Source organism: Pseudomonas sp. HOU2 (genome assembly GCF_040729435.1).
Taxonomy (GTDB): Bacteria; Pseudomonadota; Gammaproteobacteria; order Pseudomonadales; family Pseudomonadaceae; genus Aquipseudomonas.
In genome coordinates this window covers 5,365,572-5,383,899 of the sequence record NZ_CP160398.1, presented here as the reverse complement: position 1 = coordinate 5,383,899, position 18,328 = coordinate 5,365,572, and the positions used below count along the sequence as shown (strand labels likewise).

The 18,328-nt window shown below is 59.5% G+C and carries 19 protein-coding genes and 1 pseudogene; 16 read left to right on the top strand and 4 right to left on the bottom strand.

Features of this window, described 5'->3' with window-relative positions; all coding sequences use genetic code 11:
• The first annotated feature begins 16 nt into the window (after window positions 1–16).
• From ABV589_RS24425 to ABV589_RS24415, 3 genes and pseudogenes are all read left to right on the top strand, one after another.
• On the top strand, window positions 17–406 hold the full coding sequence (locus ABV589_RS24425) for a hypothetical protein (protein ID WP_367083993.1): 390 nt from the start codon (window positions 17–19) through the stop codon (window positions 404–406).
• Between the two features lie 12 nt (window positions 407–418).
• Window positions 419–1,057: pseudogene (locus ABV589_RS24420) on the top strand (BRCT domain-containing protein).
• 176 nt (window positions 1,058–1,233) lie between these two features.
• On the top strand, window positions 1,234–2,127 hold the full coding sequence (locus ABV589_RS24415) for an alpha/beta hydrolase (protein WP_367083992.1): 894 nt from the start codon (window positions 1,234–1,236) through the stop codon (window positions 2,125–2,127).
• On the opposite strand, the gene ABV589_RS24410 is transcribed toward ABV589_RS24415, so the two are convergent.
• The gene (locus tag ABV589_RS24410; RefSeq protein WP_367083991.1) at window positions 2,096–3,079 is read right to left on the bottom strand and encodes a GlxA family transcriptional regulator; all 984 of its coding nucleotides are present in this window, start codon (window positions 3,077–3,079) and stop codon (window positions 2,096–2,098) included. The two genes, ABV589_RS24415 and ABV589_RS24410, sit on opposite strands and share 32 nt — an antisense overlap.
• Window positions 3,080–3,167: 88 nt before the next feature.
• On the opposite strand from ABV589_RS24410, the gene inhA reads away from it, so the two are divergent.
• The 3 genes from inhA (at window position 3,168) to ABV589_RS24395 (ending at window position 6,520) form a co-directional block, all read left to right on the top strand.
• Window positions 3,168–3,854 carry an isonitrile hydratase gene (gene inhA, locus ABV589_RS24405; RefSeq protein WP_367083990.1) on the top strand — a complete coding sequence of 229 codons (687 nt, stop codon included), beginning with the start codon at window positions 3,168–3,170 and terminating at the stop codon, window positions 3,852–3,854.
• 206 nt (window positions 3,855–4,060) lie between these two features.
• On the top strand, window positions 4,061–4,852 hold the full coding sequence (locus ABV589_RS24400; protein WP_367083989.1) for a type II CAAX endopeptidase family protein: 792 nt from the start codon (window positions 4,061–4,063) through the stop codon (window positions 4,850–4,852).
• A 102-nt stretch (window positions 4,853–4,954) separates the two neighbouring features.
• Entirely contained in the window at window positions 4,955–6,520 is a 1,566-nt protein-coding gene (locus tag ABV589_RS24395; RefSeq protein WP_003223402.1) for a PAS domain-containing methyl-accepting chemotaxis protein, read from the top strand.
• Between the two features lie 244 nt (window positions 6,521–6,764).
• On the opposite strand, the gene ABV589_RS24390 is transcribed toward ABV589_RS24395, so the two are convergent.
• Both ABV589_RS24390 and ABV589_RS24385 read right to left on the bottom strand, forming a co-directional pair.
• Window positions 6,765–7,124, bottom strand: a complete 360-nt coding sequence (locus ABV589_RS24390; protein ID WP_367083988.1) for a hypothetical protein — start codon at window positions 7,122–7,124, stop codon at window positions 6,765–6,767.
• Window positions 7,125–8,175: 1,051 nt separating this feature from the next.
• On the bottom strand, window positions 8,176–8,853 hold the full coding sequence (locus ABV589_RS24385; RefSeq protein ID WP_367083987.1) for an alpha/beta family hydrolase: 678 nt from the start codon (window positions 8,851–8,853) through the stop codon (window positions 8,176–8,178).
• A gap of 95 nt (window positions 8,854–8,948) precedes the next feature.
• Here ABV589_RS24385 and ccoN (ABV589_RS24380) point away from each other — a divergent pair, with 95 nt between their 5' ends.
• The 8 genes from ccoN (ABV589_RS24380) to ccoP (ABV589_RS24345) all read left to right on the top strand — a co-directional run bounded on the left by ccoN (ABV589_RS24380) (window position 8,949) and on the right by ccoP (ABV589_RS24345) (window position 15,849).
• A complete protein-coding gene (gene ccoN, locus ABV589_RS24380) occupies window positions 8,949–10,373 on the top strand; it encodes a cytochrome-c oxidase, cbb3-type subunit I (protein WP_103368400.1) in 1,425 nt (474 codons plus the stop codon).
• A gap of 10 nt (window positions 10,374–10,383) precedes the next feature.
• Window positions 10,384–10,992: a cytochrome-c oxidase, cbb3-type subunit II gene (ccoO, locus tag ABV589_RS24375; RefSeq protein ID WP_003223389.1), complete on the top strand. Its 609-nt coding sequence runs from the start codon at window positions 10,384–10,386 to the stop codon at window positions 10,990–10,992.
• Between the two features lie 5 nt (window positions 10,993–10,997).
• Window positions 10,998–11,195, top strand: coding sequence for a cbb3-type cytochrome c oxidase subunit 3 (locus ABV589_RS24370; RefSeq protein ID WP_007969188.1), 198 nt, complete (start codon window positions 10,998–11,000; stop codon window positions 11,193–11,195).
• Window positions 11,192–12,145 carry a cytochrome-c oxidase, cbb3-type subunit III gene (gene ccoP, locus ABV589_RS24365; RefSeq protein WP_367083986.1) on the top strand — a complete coding sequence of 318 codons (954 nt, stop codon included), beginning with the start codon at window positions 11,192–11,194 and terminating at the stop codon, window positions 12,143–12,145. The genes ABV589_RS24370 and ccoP (ABV589_RS24365) overlap by 4 nt, the downstream gene beginning before the upstream one ends.
• 481 nt (window positions 12,146–12,626) lie before the next feature.
• Entirely contained in the window at window positions 12,627–14,069 is a 1,443-nt protein-coding gene (gene ccoN, locus ABV589_RS24360; protein WP_007969186.1) for a cytochrome-c oxidase, cbb3-type subunit I, read from the top strand.
• Entirely contained in the window at window positions 14,069–14,677 is a 609-nt protein-coding gene (gene ccoO / locus ABV589_RS24355; protein WP_024164411.1) for a cytochrome-c oxidase, cbb3-type subunit II, read from the top strand. The genes ccoN (ABV589_RS24360) and ccoO (ABV589_RS24355) overlap by 1 nt, the downstream gene beginning before the upstream one ends.
• A gap of 6 nt (window positions 14,678–14,683) precedes the next feature.
• Window positions 14,684–14,869, top strand: a complete 186-nt coding sequence (locus tag ABV589_RS24350) for a CcoQ/FixQ family Cbb3-type cytochrome c oxidase assembly chaperone (RefSeq protein ID WP_003175465.1) — start codon at window positions 14,684–14,686, stop codon at window positions 14,867–14,869.
• On the top strand, window positions 14,866–15,849 hold the full coding sequence (gene ccoP, locus ABV589_RS24345) for a cytochrome-c oxidase, cbb3-type subunit III (protein ID WP_202369687.1): 984 nt from the start codon (window positions 14,866–14,868) through the stop codon (window positions 15,847–15,849). The genes ABV589_RS24350 and ccoP (ABV589_RS24345) overlap by 4 nt, the downstream gene beginning before the upstream one ends.
• 56 nt (window positions 15,850–15,905) lie before the next feature.
• Here ccoP (ABV589_RS24345) and ABV589_RS24340 read toward each other — a convergent pair whose 3' ends face one another.
• The gene (locus ABV589_RS24340) at window positions 15,906–16,910 is read right to left on the bottom strand and encodes a metallophosphoesterase (protein ID WP_367083985.1); all 1,005 of its coding nucleotides are present in this window, start codon (window positions 16,908–16,910) and stop codon (window positions 15,906–15,908) included.
• Between the two features lie 627 nt (window positions 16,911–17,537).
• Between ABV589_RS24340 and ABV589_RS24335 the strand changes: the two genes are divergently transcribed.
• On the top strand, window positions 17,538–17,792 hold the full coding sequence (locus ABV589_RS24335; protein WP_047599120.1) for a type II toxin-antitoxin system Phd/YefM family antitoxin: 255 nt from the start codon (window positions 17,538–17,540) through the stop codon (window positions 17,790–17,792).
• Window positions 17,792–18,202, top strand: coding sequence for a type II toxin-antitoxin system VapC family toxin (locus ABV589_RS24330; RefSeq protein ID WP_367083984.1), 411 nt, complete (start codon window positions 17,792–17,794; stop codon window positions 18,200–18,202). Before ABV589_RS24335 ends, ABV589_RS24330 begins: the two co-directional genes overlap by 1 nt.
• Window positions 18,203–18,328 lie beyond the last annotated feature (126 nt).

Sequence of the window (18,328 nt, the reverse complement as noted above, 5' to 3'; positions counted from 1 at the left end):
AATTCAAGGAACCAGAATGACCCAGCACGTCCACCGCCCCATCGCCACGCCCCTGCGCACCGGCCTCACCCGCAGCCAACTCTGGGAAGCCTGCGACAAAGGCCTGATCAAGTGCTGGGAAATCGGCCGCCAGCGCGCCACCCGCTTCCCCGACCTTGCGCAACAATGCCTCGCCGGCGAACTGCCGGTGCTCGGCTGGAAAGGAGGCGTGAGCCGCAGCCTGAAGAAAACCGAGAAATACGGCTCGCTGAAATACCTGGCGCAGTGGCAAGGCTTGCGTGGTGAGGATCTGGATATTGATCTAGCTGAAGAGCGCTCGCTGACCTGCTCGCGGACGAAGATGCGAGTGACGTTTACCCCGGACCGGACGAAGTATTTCAATCAGGTGGCGGAAGCCGAGGCTTAAGGAGAAGCAACGATGGTCGATTTGCATCAGGAATTTCAGAGCAGTGTGTTCTTTCACCAGGCAAAGATCGAGCGGCGCTCGGTCGATGCTCTCATTGGCATCGCAGCCGGGCTTGCCGCAGACGGCACGATCAACCAGCAAGAAGCCGAGTTTCTCAGAACCTGGATTGAAACCCATTTGGTGCACCTGGATGATCCGGTTGTGAACATCCTTTACAGGCGCCTTGCCGACATGCTCAGTGACGGAGTTCTGGACGCAGACGAGTCTGCGGAGCTGCTGGAAATGCTGCATCAGTTCACCGGGCTGCCAGTCGCACCAACACAAACACCCACGTTTGCCGCGCCGACCAGTCTTCCTCTCGACAACCCTGCCCCGCAGTTATGCCTGATTGATCGGGTGTTCCTGTTTACAGGCGTCATGGCCTATGGGCCACGTAAAGAATGTGAGTCGCAGATCCTCGAACGCGGCGGCCTTATTGGCGGTTCCGTCAGCAAAAAGATTCACTATTTGGTAGTGGGGAGCATTGGCAATGATCAGTAGCTTCACAGCTCTTACGGCACCAAGATCAAGAAAGCCGTTGAGCTGAGAGACAGCGGCGTGCCGATTGCGATCATCAGCGAAGATCATTGGCAAAAGGTGCTGTTCGGCTGACCAGGAACGGACGCCGGCAAGTGACGCTTCCCCTGTGGCGAGGGAGCTTGCTCCCGCCGGGTTGCGAAGCGACCCCATACTTCAATGGACCCGCTGCGCAGGCCTGCGGGAGCAAGCTCCCTCGCCACCAAGGAATGGTCTAGTGTTGCCTGACGCCCATTGCCGTGGAGTCTGCCGTGTCTGACATTCAATGCGTATTGACACCGAACCTGACCGTTGCCTTTGAACAGCACGGCCCGTCCAACGGCGACGCAGTCATATTGCTGCATGGCTTCCCCTACTCGCCCCGGGCGTACGACGAAATCGCCCCGGTGCTTGCCGCCGAGGGTTATCGGGTGATCGTGCCGTATCTGCGCGGTTACGGCCCGACCCGTTTCAATAGCCCGGACACGCTGCGTTCTGGCCAGCAAGCAGCCCTCGCCCAGGATTTGCTGGAGTTGATGGATGCACTGGGTATCGAACAAGCCACGCTTTGCGGTTACGACTGGGGCGGTCGGGCAGCTTGCATCGTTGCGGCGTTGTTTCCCGAGCGGGTGCGCGGGTTGGTGACGGGGGATGGTTATAACGTGCAGGACATCGCCAATTCGACCCGGCCACTGGATCCCGAGACCGAGCATCGTTATTGGTACCAGTACTATTTCCACACGCCACGCGGCGTCGCAGGCCTGACGCAAAATCGGCAGGCGTTCTGTGAACTGCTGTGGAAATTGTGGTCACCGACCTGGGCACGTAACGCCGAACGTTATCCGCTGAGCGCTCCGGCCTTCGACAACCCGGACTTCGTTGACGTGGTGATTCATTCTTACCGCCATCGCTTCATGTACGCCGCAGGCGATCCGGCGCTGCAATGGATGGAAGACGCGTTGATCAAACAACCGCCGATCAGCGTGCCGACGATCTCCCTGTGCGGTGCCGATGACGGGGTTGGCCCGGCGCCGGAATCAGATGAAGACATTGCACATTTCACCGGCCCCTACGAAAGGCGCGTGCTGCCCGATGTCGGTCACAACATTCCCGAAGAAGCACCGCAGCAAACCCTCAAGGCATTACTGGATCTGCTCCAGCACTGACCGAAAACCGCTCCCGATACGCCTGCGGCGTCACCCCGATCGCGCGCAAAAAACTGCGGCGCAACGTCTCTTCACTGCCAAACCCGCAGTTGGCCGCAATCCGTTTCACCGGCAACCCGGTATCACTGAGCAGACGCCGCGCGGTTTCGACGCGGATCAGCTCGATGGCGCGGGCCGGGGTCTGGCCGGTGTCGGCGCGGTAGTGGCGGATGAAGCTGCGTTCGCTCATGCCGGCCTGTTCGGCCAAGGTCGGGACGCCGAGGTCGCAGGTGAGGTTTTCGGCGATCCAGGCGTGCAGTTCATCAAAGCGATTGCCCTGATTCTGCAGGGCCAGGGTCACGCTGAATTGCGATTGCCCGCCGGGGCGTTTGAGGAACACCACCAGATGCCGGGCGACGTCGAGGGCGATGTCGCGGCCCAGGTCTTCCTCGACCATCGCCAATGCCAGATCGATGCCGGCGGTCACGCCGGCCGAGGTCCAGACCGGGCCGTCGTTGATGAAGATCGGGTTGGCTTCGACCTGCAACTTCGGGTGCTGCTGCGCCAGTTGCTCGCAGCGTGTCCAGTGGGTGACCACGCGGCGACCGTCGAGCCAGCCACTGGCGGCCAACAAGAAGGCGCCGGTGCAGACCGAGGCCACGCGTCGACATTTCGCCGCATGCTCGCGCACCCAATCCACCAGCGGCACATCTTCCGCCGCCAGGTAAATGCCCCAGCCACCGGCGATGATCAAGGTATCGCTGGCCTGCTGTGGCAACGGTTCGGCCAGTACCGCCAGCCCGGCGGACGACATCACCGCCCCGCCCTCGCGGGTAATCACCGAAGGCGCATAAGGCACGGGCAAGCCGCGCTGACGGGCGATGTCGTTGGCCGAGGCAAACACTTGCAGCGGCCCGGTAACGTCGAGGATTTGTACGTTGGCAAACGCGAGTACGTGAATGGTTTTCGGCATTTGGCGTAATTCGTGGGCTGATTGGCGTATGCGCCAAAACCTACGCGCCTACAGTGAAGCCGTCCACCCCTCAAATGGAGAAAGAATCATGACGTTGCAGATCGGTTTTCTGTTGTTTCCGCAGGTGCAGCAACTCGACCTGACCGGTCCCTATGACGTGCTGGCCTCGCTGCCCGACGTGCAGGTGCATCTGATCTGGAAAGATCTGGTGCCGGTCACCGCCAGCACCGGCCTGCTGCTGAAACCGACCACCACCTTCGAGGACTGCCCGAATCTGGATGTGATCTGCGTGCCCGGCGGCGCCGGGGTCGGGCCGCTGATGGAAGATGAGCAGACGCTGGGGTTCATCAAGCGTCAGGCGGCGCAGGCCAAATACGTGACGTCGGTTTGTACCGGCTCGCTGGTGCTTGGTGCAGCCGGACTGCTTCGCGGCAAACGCGCCACCACCCACTGGGCCTATCACGAACTGCTGCCAAAACTCGGCGCAATTGCGGTGCAGGATCGGGTGGTGCGCGACGGCAATCTGTTTACCGGTGGCGGGATCACCGCCGGGATCGATTTTGCGCTGGTGCTGGCCGCCGAACTGGTGGGGGCCGAGGCGGCGCAGTTGATTCAGTTGCAACTGGAATATGCGCCGGCGCCGCCGTTCAATTCGGGCAGCCCTGATACGGCACCGAGCGCGATTGTCGACGAGGCCCGCCTGCGTGCTGCGCCGTCGCTGAAACTGCGCTCGGAGATCACCGAACGCGCAGCCGCGAAACTCAACCTGCACTGATCCTCAGCCACACATAAAACCCTGTAGGAGCTGCCGCAGGCTGCGATCTTTTGACTTTGGCGTTTCAAGATCAAAAGATCGCAGCCTGCGGCAGCTCCTACACAGAGGATTGCGGCGTGTCACCGTTTCCCGCCACAGCTTTACTTGTCCCAACGCCCTCACCCGTGTAGAAAGCCCTTCCACAAAATTCTGCACAAGGACTTTCGATGAAGGCGTTGCCATGGCTCTATCTGGCACTTCTCAGCCTCGGTTATGGATTGGCGTTGAGTTTCGGCCAACTCGGCTGGCTCGCGCTGATCTCCTTCGGATTGTTGCTGGTGACCGGTTTCGCCGTGCGCCAACAGCAGGTGCCGGTGGCGCGCCTGCTGGGGCATGCCGTGTTCATCTTCCTCGCGCTGTCGCTGGCACTGCACTGGTTGCCGGGATTCGCCAACGGCCGGGCCATCGCCCCGCTGCGTTTCACCGACGACGCTGTGCCGTTCGCGATGTACCTGAATCTGGACAAACCCCTGATCGGCTTCTGGCTGTTGCTCGCCTGCCCGTGGATTGTCGCGGCCCGCTCGCTGCGTCTGACGGTGTTCGCCAGCGTCCTAGGGCTGACGTTGAGCGCCGTAATGGCGCTGGGTGGAGCGCTTCTGTTCGGCATGATTGCCTGGGCGCCGAAGTGGCCCGATCAGGCGTGGCTGTGGCTGCTGAACAATCTGCTGCTGGTGACGCTGGTCGAGGAGGCGCTGTTTCGTGGCTATATACAGGGCGGCTTGAGCCGGCTGTTCAAGCATCTGCCCCACGGCGACAACCTCGCGCTGCTGCTGGCGTCGCTGATCTTTGCCCTGGCGCATCTGGGCGCTGGATGGCATTGGGTGTTGCTGGCGGGTCTGGCGGGGGTCGGCTATGGTCTGGCCTACCGTTTCGGCGGGCTGGCGGCGGCGATCGCCACGCACTTCGGGCTGAACCTGCTGCATTTTGCGCTGTTCACCTATCCGATGCTGGCCGGTTGAAGCAAGCGCGGTTTTGCGACGCCGTACATATATCTGAAAAAAATCTTCAATAATTTCCTGACAACGCCGACAACCTTTCAAAGCCTTGCGGATTGAAAAACCATGCGTAACAACCAGCCCATTACACAACGCGAACGGACTTTCCCGGCTCAGCAGCGGTTGATTTCCACAACCGACGCCAAAGGCGTGATCACCTACTGCAACGACGCTTTCGTCGAAATCAGCGGGTTTTCGCGTGAAGAGCTGATCCGTGCGCCGCACAACCTGGTTCGTCACCCCGACGTGCCGGCTGCGGTGTTTTCGCACATGTGGGGCACATTGAAACAAGGCTTGCCATGGATGGGCATTGTCAAGAATCGCTGCAAATCCGGTGACCACTACTGGGTGAACGCCTACGTGACACCGGTGTTCGACGGCAATCAGGTGGTCGGTTACGAGTCGGTGCGGATCAAACCCACCGCCGAACAGATCCGCCGTGCCGAAGCGCTCTACCAACGCATCAACCAAGGCAAGTCGGCAATTCCTTCCAGCGACAAATGGCTGCCGGTGCTGCAGGACTGGCTGCCGTTCATTCTGGTCAGCCAGTTGAGCTTCGTGATCGGCGCGACCCTGAACTCGCACTGGGGCTTTGCCCTCGCTGCCGGCCTGTCGGTACCGCTGGGCCTGATGGGCCTGCAATGGCAGCAACGTGGGCTCAAACGCCTGCTGCGTCTGGCCGAGCAGACCACTTCCGACCCGCTGATCGCGCAGATGTACACCGACAGCCGTGGCGCGCAGGCGCGTCTGGAAATGTCGATCCTCAGCCAGGAAGCGCGCCTGAAAACCTGCCTGACCCGCCTGCAGGACACCGCCGAACACCTGACCGATCAGGCCAAACAGTCCGACGCCCTGGCGCACAACAGCTCCAGCGGTCTGGAACGTCAGCGTGTGGAAACCGAACAGGTCGCCACCGCCGTCAACCAGATGGCCGCCACCACCCAGGAAGTGGCCAGCCACGTCCAGCGCACCGCTGACGCCACCCAGGAAGCCAATCGCCTGACCGGTCGTGGCCGAGATATCGCCGGGGAAACCCGCGAAGCCATTCAGCGCCTGTCGGTGGTGGTCGGTGAAACCGGCCTGACCGTCACCCAACTGGCCAAGGACAGCGACGAAATCGGCGGCGTGGTCGACGTGATCAAAGGCATCGCCGACCAGACCAACCTGCTCGCCCTCAACGCCGCCATCGAAGCGGCACGTGCCGGCGAGATGGGCCGTGGTTTTGCCGTGGTCGCCGACGAAGTCCGTCAACTGGCGCAACGCACCAGCGAGTCTACCGGCCAGATCCACGCTCTGATCGCCAAGCTGCAGCAGACCGCGTCCAGCGCCGTGCAAACCATGGAAGCCGGGCATCGCCAGGCGGAAGAAGGTGTGGCGCGAGTGCTGGAGGCGGATCAGGCACTGGTGGGCATCAGCGAAGCGGTGGCCAATATTACCGACATGACCACGCAGATCGCCGCCGCCACCGAAGAGCAAAGTGCGGTGGCTGAGGAAATCAGCCGCAACATCAGCAACATTTCGGAACTGGCGGACCAGACGTCCGAGCAAGCGCATAACTCGGCATTGCTGAGTGAAGAGCTGACCAAGACGGCGAATACGCAGTATTCGTTGGTGGAGCGGTTTAACCGCTAAAAGCAAAAGATCGCAGCCTGCGGCAGCTCCTACACTGTTTATTGTAGGAGCTGCCGAAGGCTGCGATCTTTTGACCTGGAAGCCCGGACAGCGAAAGCGTCCGGGCTTTTTGTTGCCAGTCTGAAACTGATGGTGTCTGGCAGACCGCATTCGCGAGCAAGCTCGCTCCCACATTTAGTCCTGTGTACGCAGAACCAATGTGGGAGCGAGCTTGCTCGCGAAGAGGCCATAACGGCCAGCAAAATTATTGAGATAACTTCAGCTTATCCAGCAGTCGATTGACCACCAGCTCGTTCAACATGATCAGCTGTTGCAGCGCCAGCAGCGGTTTGCGCTCGGGGCCTTTCACCGAGTTGGCGATATTGCCGGCCATGGCATTGGCTGACGACAGTGATTCACTGGCTTCGACGAGCAGAGTTTCGTCATCGAGCGTGGGATCGACCATGTAGATGGGGCGAGCCTTGGGTGGGAAGTACTTCGGGATATCGGGACCAAGGTAATAGTCGAGTGCGCGGTCGGCGGCGTCTTTTGTCTTTTGGGACTCGAGCTCGGGGTGGCGAGGGGTTGGATCGGTGATTGGTGGGTTGGGTGTGGCTTTGAACATGGATGTAACTCCTATCGCAGATTTCAAGGAGCCATCACCCACGCTACCAAACGATGGGTGGCGGCCATACGCGGGTTGGTAGACCGGCTGCAATAGGAACCCGGCGCTCACGAATGAGCCCCACGCATGACCACCATAAAACCGAGTCCCAAAAAGGGACTGCATAGGTGTTGCCATACGGCTATTACAGACAGGCTACCAAACCCGATCACTGATTTTCAGTGACAGGGAAACGATATAGCCCGGCCCATAGCCGTGTAAGCCGGCGGATTCTGGCGTACGCGTAGGTAACGGCGCAAGGCGTTGTAGCCGTTATGGCGTAACGGTTCGTGTACTTTAAACGTGCTTGCGAGGTTACGTTTATGCGCAGGGAGTGTCGGGTTTTTCCTGATATTTTGATGGTGTCTGGCAGGCAGCTTTCGCGAGCAAGCTCGCTCCCACATTTGGACTGGGTGCGTCAGTAAGGGAATGGTCGGCTGTCAGACCGTCATCGCTGGCAAGCCAGCTCCCACAGGGATTGCATGCAGTCTGCAGGATGTTGGTCAGGTATCAGGGCGCCATCGCGAGCAGGCTCACTCCTACAGTTGGATGGGGTGCATCAGTAAGTGAATGGTCGGGTCGTAGGCCGCCAGGCAGGCCAGCTCCCACAAGATCAAGATCAAAAGATCGCAGCCTTCGGCAGCTCCTACACAAAACCCGCGGCGCAGCCGCCCCACTCCAGGATGAGCGCAAGCTCGGCTGCAGCTCTTGATCTTGATCCACGGGCGACATCGGAAGGCTGAGTGGAGGGATTCATTCGGGCGTGGGAGCGCAGCGACCGTTTGGCGCAGCCAAACACAGCGAGAGGAGGTGCAGCGAAGCAAACCGTAGGCGCTGCGCCCGGATGGATCCCGGAGCGAAGGGACCCCGAGCCCCAGCGAGCGGGCCGAACGCAGGAGCAAGCGTTTTTTTGCTTACTTTTTTTAGGCGTTTGTAAAAAAAGTGAGTCGCCGTAAGGGCGAAACCCTAAGTGGCCGTGACCGCAGCAACGGATATGCCTCCAAACAAAGCCTCACCGAAGAAACCCGGCAACCTTCTCCGCAGCCGACGCCAAATGCTGCTCATGCGTAAACCCGGAAACCTTCAGCGGCTTCAAATCATGATCCCCAGAGGCCAGCCAAAACACCTCAATACTCGGCGATAGATCGTAAGCCTCGACAGCGTCCCGATTGCCAAGCGCATCCCGCTCCCCCTGAACAATCAACGTCCGAGTCCGCAGAGAAGCCAAATGCTCAACCCGCGGTTTCTCAGGTTTCCCCACCGCATAAAACGGATATCCAAGACAGACAAGCGCATCGGCGCCCAATTCGTCAGCCAAAAGACTGGCCATCCGCCCGCCCATGGACTTACCACCGATGGCCAAAATCCCAGCGACATGACGTCGCACTTCAGCGAACACTTCACGCCAACACTGAAGCAGTTTCGGCGCCGGATTAGGCGGACGCTTGCCACCGTCGATACGCCGCTGCGCCATATAAGGAAACTCAAACCGCAACACATTCACCCCAAGTGCAGCAAGGCGCCCAGCCATATCGTTCATCCAGTCGCTGTCCATCGGCGCCCCCGCACCATGCGCCAGGATCAGGGTCGCCGAAGCCTCGCCCGACGCGGCGTCCCAAAGCCACCCACGATCCCGCACGCACTGCGCCCATTGATCCCCGTCAATACTGGCCTTGTGCTGTTTGTCCATGCTTGCCTCGCTTTTAGTCTGCCTATAACTCCAGGCGAAGGATTCGCGGCGTTTTCTGCGCGCGCTCACTTCGGCTGAACCGTGGATGGGGAACCATGAACACTTCTATCAGTACCGCCTACAACTACAAGGTGGTCCGCCAATTCGCCATTATGACGGTGGTGTGGGGCATCGTCGGCATGGGGCTCGGGGTTTTTCTCGCGGCCCAATTGGTCTGGCCGGAACTCAACTTCAATTTGCCCTGGACCAGTTTCGGCCGTCTGCGCCCGCTGCACACCAACGCGGTGATCTTCGCCTTCGGTGGCTGCGCGCTGTTCGCCAGTTCGTTCTACTCCGTACAACGCACCTGCCAGACGCAATTGTTTGCGCCGAAAATCGCCGCGTTCTGCTTCTGGGGCTGGCAACTGGTGATCCTGCTGGCAGCGATCAGCCTGCCACTGGGTTACACCAGCTCCAAGGAATACGCCGAACTGGAATGGCCGATCGACATCCTGATCACCATCGTCTGGGTCGCCTACGCCATCGTGTTCTTCGGCACGATCATGCAGCGCAAGACCAAGCACATCTACGTCGGCAACTGGTTCTTCGGCGCGTTCATCATCACCGTGGCGATTCTGCACATCGTCAACAACCTTGAGTTGCCGGTGAGCCTGACCAAATCCTACTCGGTGTATGCCGGTGCAACCGACGCGATGGTGCAATGGTGGTACGGCCACAACGCCGTAGGCTTTTTCCTCACCGCCGGGTTCCTCGGGATGATGTACTACTTCGTGCCGAAACAGGCCGAACGTCCGGTGTATTCGTATCGCCTGTCGATCGTGCACTTCTGGGCGCTGATCACCCTGTACATCTGGGCCGGCCCGCATCACCTGCACTACACCGCACTGCCGGACTGGGCGCAGTCGCTGGGCATGGTGATGTCGCTGATTCTGCTGGCACCGAGTTGGGGCGGCATGATCAACGGCATGATGACCCTGTCGGGCGCCTGGCATAAGTTGCGCAGCGACCCGATCCTGCGCTTCCTCGTGGTCTCGCTGGCGTTTTACGGCATGTCGACCTTCGAAGGTCCGATGATGGCGATCAAGACGGTCAACGCCCTCTCCCACTACACCGACTGGACCATCGGTCACGTTCACGCCGGCGCGCTCGGCTGGGTGGCGATGATTTCCATCGGCGCGCTGTACCACATGATCCCGAAAGTCTTCGGCAAAGAGCAGATGCACAGCATCGGCCTGATCAACGCGCATTTCTGGCTCGCGACCATCGGCACCGTGCTCTACATCGCCTCGATGTGGGTCAACGGCATCGCCCAGGGCCTGATGTGGCGCGCAGTCAACGAGGACGGCACGCTGACCTACTCCTTCGTCGAAACCCTGGTGGCCAGCCACCCAGGCTTCATCGTGCGTCTGGTGGGTGGGGCGATCTTCCTCAGCGGCATGTTGCTGATGGCTTACAACACTTGGCGCACCGTGCGGGCCTCGCAGCCTGCTGACGTCGTTGCTGCCGCGCAGATGGCCTGAGGAGTCCGCCATGAAACACGAAACGATTGAAAAGAACGTCGGCCTGCTGATGCTGCTGATGGTGTTCGCCGTGAGCATCGGCGGCCTGACCCAGATCGTCCCGCTGTTCTTCCAGGACGTCACCAACAAACCGGTGGAAGGCATGAAGCCTTACACCGCGCTGCAACTGGAAGGCCGCGACATCTACATCCGCGAAGGCTGCGTCGGTTGCCACTCGCAGATGATCCGTCCGTTCCGCGCCGAAACCGAACGTTACGGGCACTACTCGGTGGCCGGCGAGAGCGTGTGGGATCACCCGTTCCTCTGGGGCTCGAAGCGTACCGGGCCGGACCTGGCACGGGTCGGCGCGCGTTACTCGGACGACTGGCACCGCGCGCACCTGTACAACCCGCGCAACGTGGTGCCTGAATCGAAAATGCCGGCCTACCCGTGGCTGGTGACGCAAGCGGTCGACAGCAGCCACACCGAAACCAAGCTCAAGACCATGCGCACCCTCGGCGTGCCGTACACCGACGATGACATCAGCGGCGCGGTCGCCAGCCTCAAGGGCAAGACCGAAATGGACGCCCTCGTCTCCTACCTGCAAGTGCTCGGCACTGCGATCAAGAGCAAGAGGTGAGCACGATGGTCATTGAAATGAGCTCAGGGCTGATTCGCGGCCTCGGCACCGTCGTGGTGTTCGTCGCCTTCGTCGGCCTGACGATCTGGGTGTTCAACCGCAAGCGCACCCCGGAATTCGCCGAAGCGCGCCTGCTGCCGTTTGCCGACGAGCCGCAACCCGACATTACCCAAGCACCTGAACCAAGGAGTACCCGGCCATGACCACCTTCTGGAGTACGTGGATCTGCGTACTGACCATCGGCAGCCTGATCGGCCTGACCTGGCTGCTGATCGGCACCCGCCGGGGCGAGACCAAGGGCAGCGTCGACCAGACCATGGGCCACAGCTTCGACGGCATCGAGGAGTACGACAACCCGCTGCCGCAGTGGTGGTTCATGCTGTTCGCCGGCACGCTGGTGTTTTCCGTGGGCTATCTGATCCTGTATCCGGGCCTGGGCAACTGGAAAGGCGTCCTGCCCGGCTACGAGGACGGCTGGACCGGCGTGCACGAATGGGAAAAGGAAATGAACAAGGCCGACGCCAAATTCGGGCCGATCTTCGCCAAATTCGCCGCCATGCCGGTGGAAGAAGTGGCGAAGGATCCGCAGGCGCTGAAAATGGGTGGCCGGCTGTTCGCCTCCAACTGCTCGGTGTGCCACGGCTCCGACGCCAAGGGCGCGTTCGGCTTCCCTAACCTGGCCGACAAGGACTGGCGCTGGGGCGGTGACGCCGAAACCATCAAGACCACCATCATGGGTGGGCGGATGGCGGCGATGCCGGCCTGGGGCGAAGTGCTCGGTGAAGCCGGGGTGAAGAACGTCGCGGCGTATGTGCGTCACGAACTGGCCGGCCTGCCACTGCCCGCCGACAGCAAGGCTGACCTGCAAGCCGGACAGCAAGCGTTCAGCACCACCTGCGTAGCCTGTCATGGGGCAACCGGCCACGGCACTGAAGCCATGGGTGCGCCGAATCTGACGCACCCGGCCGGATTTATTTATGGCACGAGTCTGACGCAGCTTGAGCAGACCATCCGCCACGGTCGTCAGGGCCACATGCCGGCGCAGAATGAGTTGTTGGGCAACGATAAAGTGCAATTGCTCGCCGCTTATGTGTACAGCCTGTCGCACGGATTGAATACAGAAAAACTGATGACTGAAGACAACAAGCAATAAGCATTGCGTACACCTCTGCCGCACCATTCTCGGTGCGGCAGCATCCCGCCCCTTTGCGACGCATTGTCGCACCCCGTCACACCCTCTCCTTTCGAATCCCCCGAATCGGGTCTACGCTTGCTCGATGCGGACTGGCCCGTGCCGGTTCCAGGTCGACCTTGAGCGATGTGTTCGACAAATCGCCTGACTGACAGCGCGCAAAGCCCGGTAGATACCGGCTGTCGCGCCAATGACCGTCCGTCACCCGATCACTGCGTTCGAACACACCTCGTTATAACTGACCTGAACCCCTCGCTTCTTTCGTCCGCTGCGACATTTTGTCCGAGGCCATTTTTGTCCTTACGCGGCGTATGGAAAGGCCGCAGAATCAGCGTTGGAAAGCATTGACCCAGGTCATGGCGCGTTGCAATGACCCCCTGCTCTCTGCATACTTGCGGCCGATTTTAATCCTAATAAAACACCCAAACCGTGGAACCTTAGAATGAGCACAGCAATCAGTCCGACTGCTTATAACTATAAGGTAGTCCGCCAGTTCGCCATCATGACGGTGGTCTGGGGGATCCTTGGCATGGGGCTCGGTGTCTTCATCGCCTCGCAACTGGTCTGGCCGGAGTTGAACTTCGGTCTGCCGTGGACGAGCTTTGGACGCCTGCGCCCGTTGCACACAAACCTGGTGATTTTCGCCTTCGGTGGTTGTGCACTGTTTGCCACTTCCTACTATGTCGTGCAGCGAACCTGCCAGACGCGACTGATCTCCGACAGCCTCGCCGCCTTCACCTTCTGGGGCTGGCAGGCGGTCATCGTCGGCGCAATCATTACCTTGCCGCTGGGTTACACCACCACCAAGGAATACGCCGAACTGGAATGGCCGCTCGCCATTCTGCTGGCCATTGTCTGGGTCTCCTACGGGCTGGTGTTCTTCGGCACCATCACCAAGCGCAAGACCAAGCACATCTATGTCGGTAACTGGTTCTACGGCGCGTTCATCGTCGTGACCGCGATGCTGCACATCGTCAACCACGCCTCCCTGCCGGTGAGTTTCTTCAAGTCCTATTCCGCCTACTCGGGCGCAACCGACGCGATGATCCAGTGGTGGTACGGCCACAACGCCGTGGGCTTCTTCCTGACCACCGGCTTCCTCGGGATGATGTACTACTTCGTGCCGAAACAGGCCGAACGTCCGATCTACTCCTATCGCCTGTCGATCGTGCACTTCTGGGCACTGATCACCCTGTACATCTGGGCCGGCCCGCACCACCTGCACTACACCGCACTGCCGGACTGGGCACAATCGCTGGGCATGGCGATGTCGATCATCCTGCTGGCGCCAAGCTGGGGCGGCATGATCAACGGCATGATGACCCTCTCGGGCGCCTGGCATAAGCTGCGCACCGACCCGATCCTGCGCTTCCTCGTGGTGTCGCTGGCGTTCTACGGCATGTCGACCTTCGAAGGGCCGATGATGGCGATCAAGACCGTCAACTCGCTCTCGCACTACACCGACTGGACCATCGGCCACGTACACGCCGGCGCTCTGGGCTGGGTGGCGATGATCTCGATCGGCGCGATCTACCACATGATCCCGAAACTGTTCGGTCGTGCGCAGATGCACAGTGTCGGCCTGATCAACGCGCACTTCTGGCTCGCAACCATCGGCACCGTGCTGTACATCGCCTCGATGTGGGTCAACGGCATCACTCAGGGCCTGATGTGGCGTGCAATCAACGATGACGGCACCCTTACCTACTCGTTCGTCGAAGCGCTGCAGGCCAGTCACCCGGGCTACATCGTCCGTGCCCTGGGCGGTGCATTCTTCGCCAGCGGCATGTTCCTGATGGCTTACAACGTCTGGCGCACCGTGCGCGCCTCGAACGCGGCGGAAGCCGAAGCCGCCGCCCAGATCGCTGTTGTTGGAGCTCACTGATGAAGCATGAAGCTGTCGAGAAGAATATTGGCCTGCTGGCCTTCTTCATGGTCATCGCCGTCAGCATTGGCGGCCTGACCCAGATCGTTCCGCTGTTCTTCCAGGACGTCACCAACAAGCCGGTCGAAGGCATGAAGCCGCGTTCGGCACTGGAACTGGAAGGCCGCGACGTCTATATCGCCAACGGTTGTGTCGGCTGCCACTCGCAGATGATCCGGCCGTTCCGCGCTGAAACCGAACGCTACGGCCATTACTCGGTTGCCGGTGAAAGCGTCTGGGATCACCCGTTCCTGTGGGGTTCCAAACGTACCGGCCCGGATCTGGCTCGCGTGGGCGGTCGTTACTCCGATGACTGGCAACGTGCGCACCTGTACAACCCGCGCAACGTGGTGCCTGAGTCGAAAATGCCGGCTTACCCGTTCCTCGTGGAAAACAAGCTCGACGGCAAAGACACGGCCAAGAAAATGGAAGTGTTGCGCACGCTCGGCGTCCCTTACACCGACGAAGACATCGCCGGTGCAAAAGATGCCGTGAAGGGCAAAACCGAAATGGACGCGCTGGTGGCCTACCTTCAGGGCCTGGGCACCATCATCAAAAGCAAACGGTGATTCTTTATGGATATCGGGATGATTCGCGGCCTGGGCACCGTTGTCGTGATGGTGGCCTTCATCGGTTTGGCGTTGTGGGTGTTCAGCCCCAAGCGCAAGTCGGAGTTTGAAGACGCAACCTTGCTGCCTTTTGCGGATGATCCCGAAGCCATCAAGCACGTCGAGCAAGCTTCTAGGAGTAACAAAGAATGACTACATTCTGGAGTCTGTACGTCACAGTCCTCAGTCTCGGTACGATCTTTTCCCTGACCTGGCTGTTGCTGTCGACCCGCAAGGGCCAGCGCAGCGAGCAGACGGAAGAGACCGTGGGCCACTCCTTCGACGGGATCGAGGAGTACGACAACCCGCTGCCGAAATGGTGGTTCATGTTGTTCGTGGGCACCATCGTGTTTGCCTTGGGTTATCTGGTGCTGTACCCGGGCCTGGGCAACTGGAAAGGCCTGCTGCCGGGCTACAACTACCTTGATAACGACAAGCAGACCGCGTTCGCCAACGGCCAGACCGGCTGGACCGGCGTGCACGAGTGGGAAAAGGAAATGGCCCGCTCGGACGCCAAATTCGGTCCGATCTTTGCCAAGTTCGCGGCGATGCCGATCGAGGAAGTCGCCAAGGATCCGCAAGCACTGAAAATGGGTGGCCGCCTGTTCGCCTCCAACTGCTCGGTGTGCCACGGTTCCGACGCCAAGGGCGCCTATGGTTTCCCGAACCTGACCGACGCCGACTGGCGCTGGGGCGGCGAGCCGGAAACCATCAAGACCACCATCATGGGCGGTCGTCACGCAGTGATGCCGGCCTGGGCCGAAGTCATCGGCGAACAAGGCGTAGCCGACGTCGCCGCCTTCGTGGTGACCCAGCTCGATGGCCGCAAACTGCCGGAAGGCACCAAGGCGGACCCGGCCAACGGCCAGAAACTGTTCGCCGCCAACTGCGTGGCCTGCCACGGTCCGGAAGGCAAAGGCACCCCAGCCATGGGCGCACCCAACCTGACCCACCCGGCCGCGTTCATCTACGGTTCGAGCTTCGCGCAACTGCAGCAGACCATCCGTTACGGCCGTCAGGGCCAGATGCCTGCGCAGGAACAACTGCAAGGCAACGACAAGGTGCACCTGCTGGCAGCCTACGTGTACAGCCTGTCCCACGGTGAAAAAGCGCCGGAAGCCGAGGCGCAGTAAGGCCAGGGCTTGATGTAATGAAGAATCCCCCGCCAGTGCTCTGGCGGGGGATTTTTTTATGGGTTACTGGCCCGGATCGACTTCACCGGCACGATGGCCACCGGCGTACGTTTGCGCCACTGATTGTCCTCGACCAGACTCACCTCCAATTGCTTGCGATCCTTGGAAAACGTGGCGGTCAGGTACGTCTGCTGAGAAGCTGAACCGCTGAGAAACATCGGCACGCTCCCCATATAGGTCTGGCTACCACCCTCGTCGTGGAAGTGGCCGGCGAACATCGCCGTCACCTGATACTTTTCAATCATTTCGCGAAAGCGCTTCTCTTGATCCCAACTGCCTTTCCACTCATAGGGCTTGTGCATGTTGATAATGATCGCGTAGCCCTGCGCTCGCGCTATTCGCAAATCATTTTCCAGCCAGTCCAGCGACGCCGTGATATCGAATGTGGTCGGATTCAACGCGTGAGAAATCTTCACCGCATAAGTGGGTTCATTGTTCAACTGCACCAGATGCACTTCACCAATATTCTTTGAATAAGCAAGACTACCCAGATAGTGTTTATTCACAAAACTGCCAGTGACTTCCAGATCAAATTCATCGACTTTACCGACATGATGATCACGGTAATCAACAATACTGCCCGCTGCGCAACTTTCACTGAAACAGTCATTCACGTTGTTCTGGTAGTCGTGATTGCCCAATCCGTAGAGCACGTGATCGCCAAAGTGTTTTTTCAGCATCGAACCGACATAGGAGCGCTGCCAGCCATGGCCGAACGCGGTCATGTCGCCGTTGATCATCAGGGGCACGGCGCCCTGCCCGCCCATCTCGCTGCGAAACTGGGCAATGCTCGCGAACTGGGTTTCCACCAGCCATTTCGCGCGCTTTTCGAAATCCGCGCTCGACTCATCCTCGCCACTGTCCGACTTTTCTGTCCACGGGTATTGCGGGTCTGATGCAAATACCATGTGCTGCGGCATACCTTCATTGGCACTGGCGAGAGAAGTCAGGGACATCAGACACAGACAAGCGAAAAGCTTTTTAACTTCCTTGATTTTCATAACACTCCATTATTCCGTTAAATTTCAAAACATGAACATGCAACCAACACGCTGCAGAACAGCCACTAAGCTATTCGAAAAAAACAGGAAAACAAAAGCCACTAATTAACTAATCATATTTCTGAAATATTAAAATCGCCTTCGAAATTAATACTTTGAGACACATGCCTGATGGACTCGATTCGCTATGCTCTGTAGGGTCGTCCACAGCCCGTTGACCCTCATCGGAGCCACTTCAAGGATGAAGCCGCTATGTTGAATGACAGCACAGACCCTCTGCCGGTTGATCAGAAACTCACAGACAACGATCAGGCAATCGATCCATCGAACCACCCCGTGGAATCGATTGCCGTGACACTGGGTAATCCGTTGCAACCCGACTCCAGAAGCACCACAAAGCCCCACAGAAATACCGGCAGTCTCGAGAGCCTGGGCGGCGGCAGACTTCCCTGAGTCTTGAAGCCACGCCTGAATCAACCCGAGCCGGCCTGCGCCTTGTGCGAGGCTGGCTCGACTGATGCCAGCCACGGACCGACCAACGGACGGCTGAGTCCTGTCTTCCTTGATTGCCGCCCCCAAAGCGAAGTAGTAACGTTGCTACATCTGTATTGCGAGAGGTCAACCATGATGGCAATCACCACCATCTCCAGCCGTGAATTCAATCAGGACACCAGCAGCGCCAAAAAGGCTGCCCGTCTGGGTCCAGTGATCATCACCGACCGTGGCAAGGCCTCTCATGTCCTGTTGAGCATTGAGGAATATCAGAAACTGAGCGGCGCAAACACGAGCATTGTCGATTTGTTGGTCATGCCGGAGGCTGCCGACATCGATTTCGAAACCGAGCGCGCAGTCATCATTCATCGTCCCGTGGATCTGTCCTGATGTACTTACTCGACACCAATGTGATTTCCGAACTTCGCAAGCCGCAAGCCGATGCCAATGTGGTCAGTTGGGCCAAAGGCGTCATCGCCCCGCGCCTGTACATTTCCGCTATTACTTTGAAAGAACTGGAAACCGGAGTACTGCGAATGGAACGGCGTGATCCTGCTCAAGGAAAGCTGTTGCGCAGTTGGCTGACGCGTCACGTCATTCCGGCATTCGAAGCCCGAATCCTGCCGGTCGATGCCGCGGTGGCACTGCGTTGTGCCAGCCTGCATGTACCCGACCAGGCCAATGAAAGCGATGCATTGATAGCTGCCACGGCCCTGGTGCATGGACTCACAGTGGTCACTCGCAATGTCGGTGATTTCCGCTCGAGCGGCGTCACCCTGATCAACCCGTGGGAACAATGAATTAGCCGCCCCCCCAAAACCGTCCATACTCAACAAGTCAATTGATCTGCATCAGGCTTTGCTGCATTCGCTACACCAATAACGCTTTTTCCCCAACGCGACCAAAGGTCGCACCCTTGAGCCAGA

Coding starts and splice junctions, on each gene's coding strand:
- ccoN (WP_103368400.1), top strand. CDS start 8,949: ATGAACACTTCTATCAGTACCGCCTACAACTACAAGGTGGTCCGCCAA.
- inhA (WP_367083990.1), top strand. CDS start 3,168: ATGACGTTGCAGATCGGTTTTCTGTTGTTTCCGCAGGTGCAGCAACTC.
- ccoP (WP_367083986.1), top strand. CDS start 11,192: ATGACCACCTTCTGGAGTACGTGGATCTGCGTACTGACCATCGGCAGC.
- ABV589_RS24335 (WP_047599120.1), top strand. CDS start 17,538: ATGGCAATCACCACCATCTCCAGCCGTGAATTCAATCAGGACACCAGC.
- ABV589_RS24410 (WP_367083991.1), bottom strand. CDS start 3,079: ATGCCGAAAACCATTCACGTACTCGCGTTTGCCAACGTACAAATCCTC.
- ABV589_RS24330 (WP_367083984.1), top strand. CDS start 17,792: ATGTACTTACTCGACACCAATGTGATTTCCGAACTTCGCAAGCCGCAA.
- ABV589_RS24425 (WP_367083993.1), top strand. CDS start 17: ATGACCCAGCACGTCCACCGCCCCATCGCCACGCCCCTGCGCACCGGC.
- ABV589_RS24390 (WP_367083988.1), bottom strand. CDS start 7,124: ATGTTCAAAGCCACACCCAACCCACCAATCACCGATCCAACCCCTCGC.
- ccoP (WP_202369687.1), top strand. CDS start 14,866: ATGACTACATTCTGGAGTCTGTACGTCACAGTCCTCAGTCTCGGTACG.
- ABV589_RS24350 (WP_003175465.1), top strand. CDS start 14,684: ATGGATATCGGGATGATTCGCGGCCTGGGCACCGTTGTCGTGATGGTG.
- ABV589_RS24395 (WP_003223402.1), top strand. CDS start 4,955: ATGCGTAACAACCAGCCCATTACACAACGCGAACGGACTTTCCCGGCT.
- ccoO (WP_003223389.1), top strand. CDS start 10,384: ATGAAACACGAAACGATTGAAAAGAACGTCGGCCTGCTGATGCTGCTG.
- ABV589_RS24385 (WP_367083987.1), bottom strand. CDS start 8,853: ATGGACAAACAGCACAAGGCCAGTATTGACGGGGATCAATGGGCGCAG.
- ABV589_RS24340 (WP_367083985.1), bottom strand. CDS start 16,910: ATGAAAATCAAGGAAGTTAAAAAGCTTTTCGCTTGTCTGTGTCTGATG.
- ABV589_RS24370 (WP_007969188.1), top strand. CDS start 10,998: ATGGTCATTGAAATGAGCTCAGGGCTGATTCGCGGCCTCGGCACCGTC.
- ccoN (WP_007969186.1), top strand. CDS start 12,627: ATGAGCACAGCAATCAGTCCGACTGCTTATAACTATAAGGTAGTCCGC.
- ABV589_RS24400 (WP_367083989.1), top strand. CDS start 4,061: ATGAAGGCGTTGCCATGGCTCTATCTGGCACTTCTCAGCCTCGGTTAT.
- ccoO (WP_024164411.1), top strand. CDS start 14,069: ATGAAGCATGAAGCTGTCGAGAAGAATATTGGCCTGCTGGCCTTCTTC.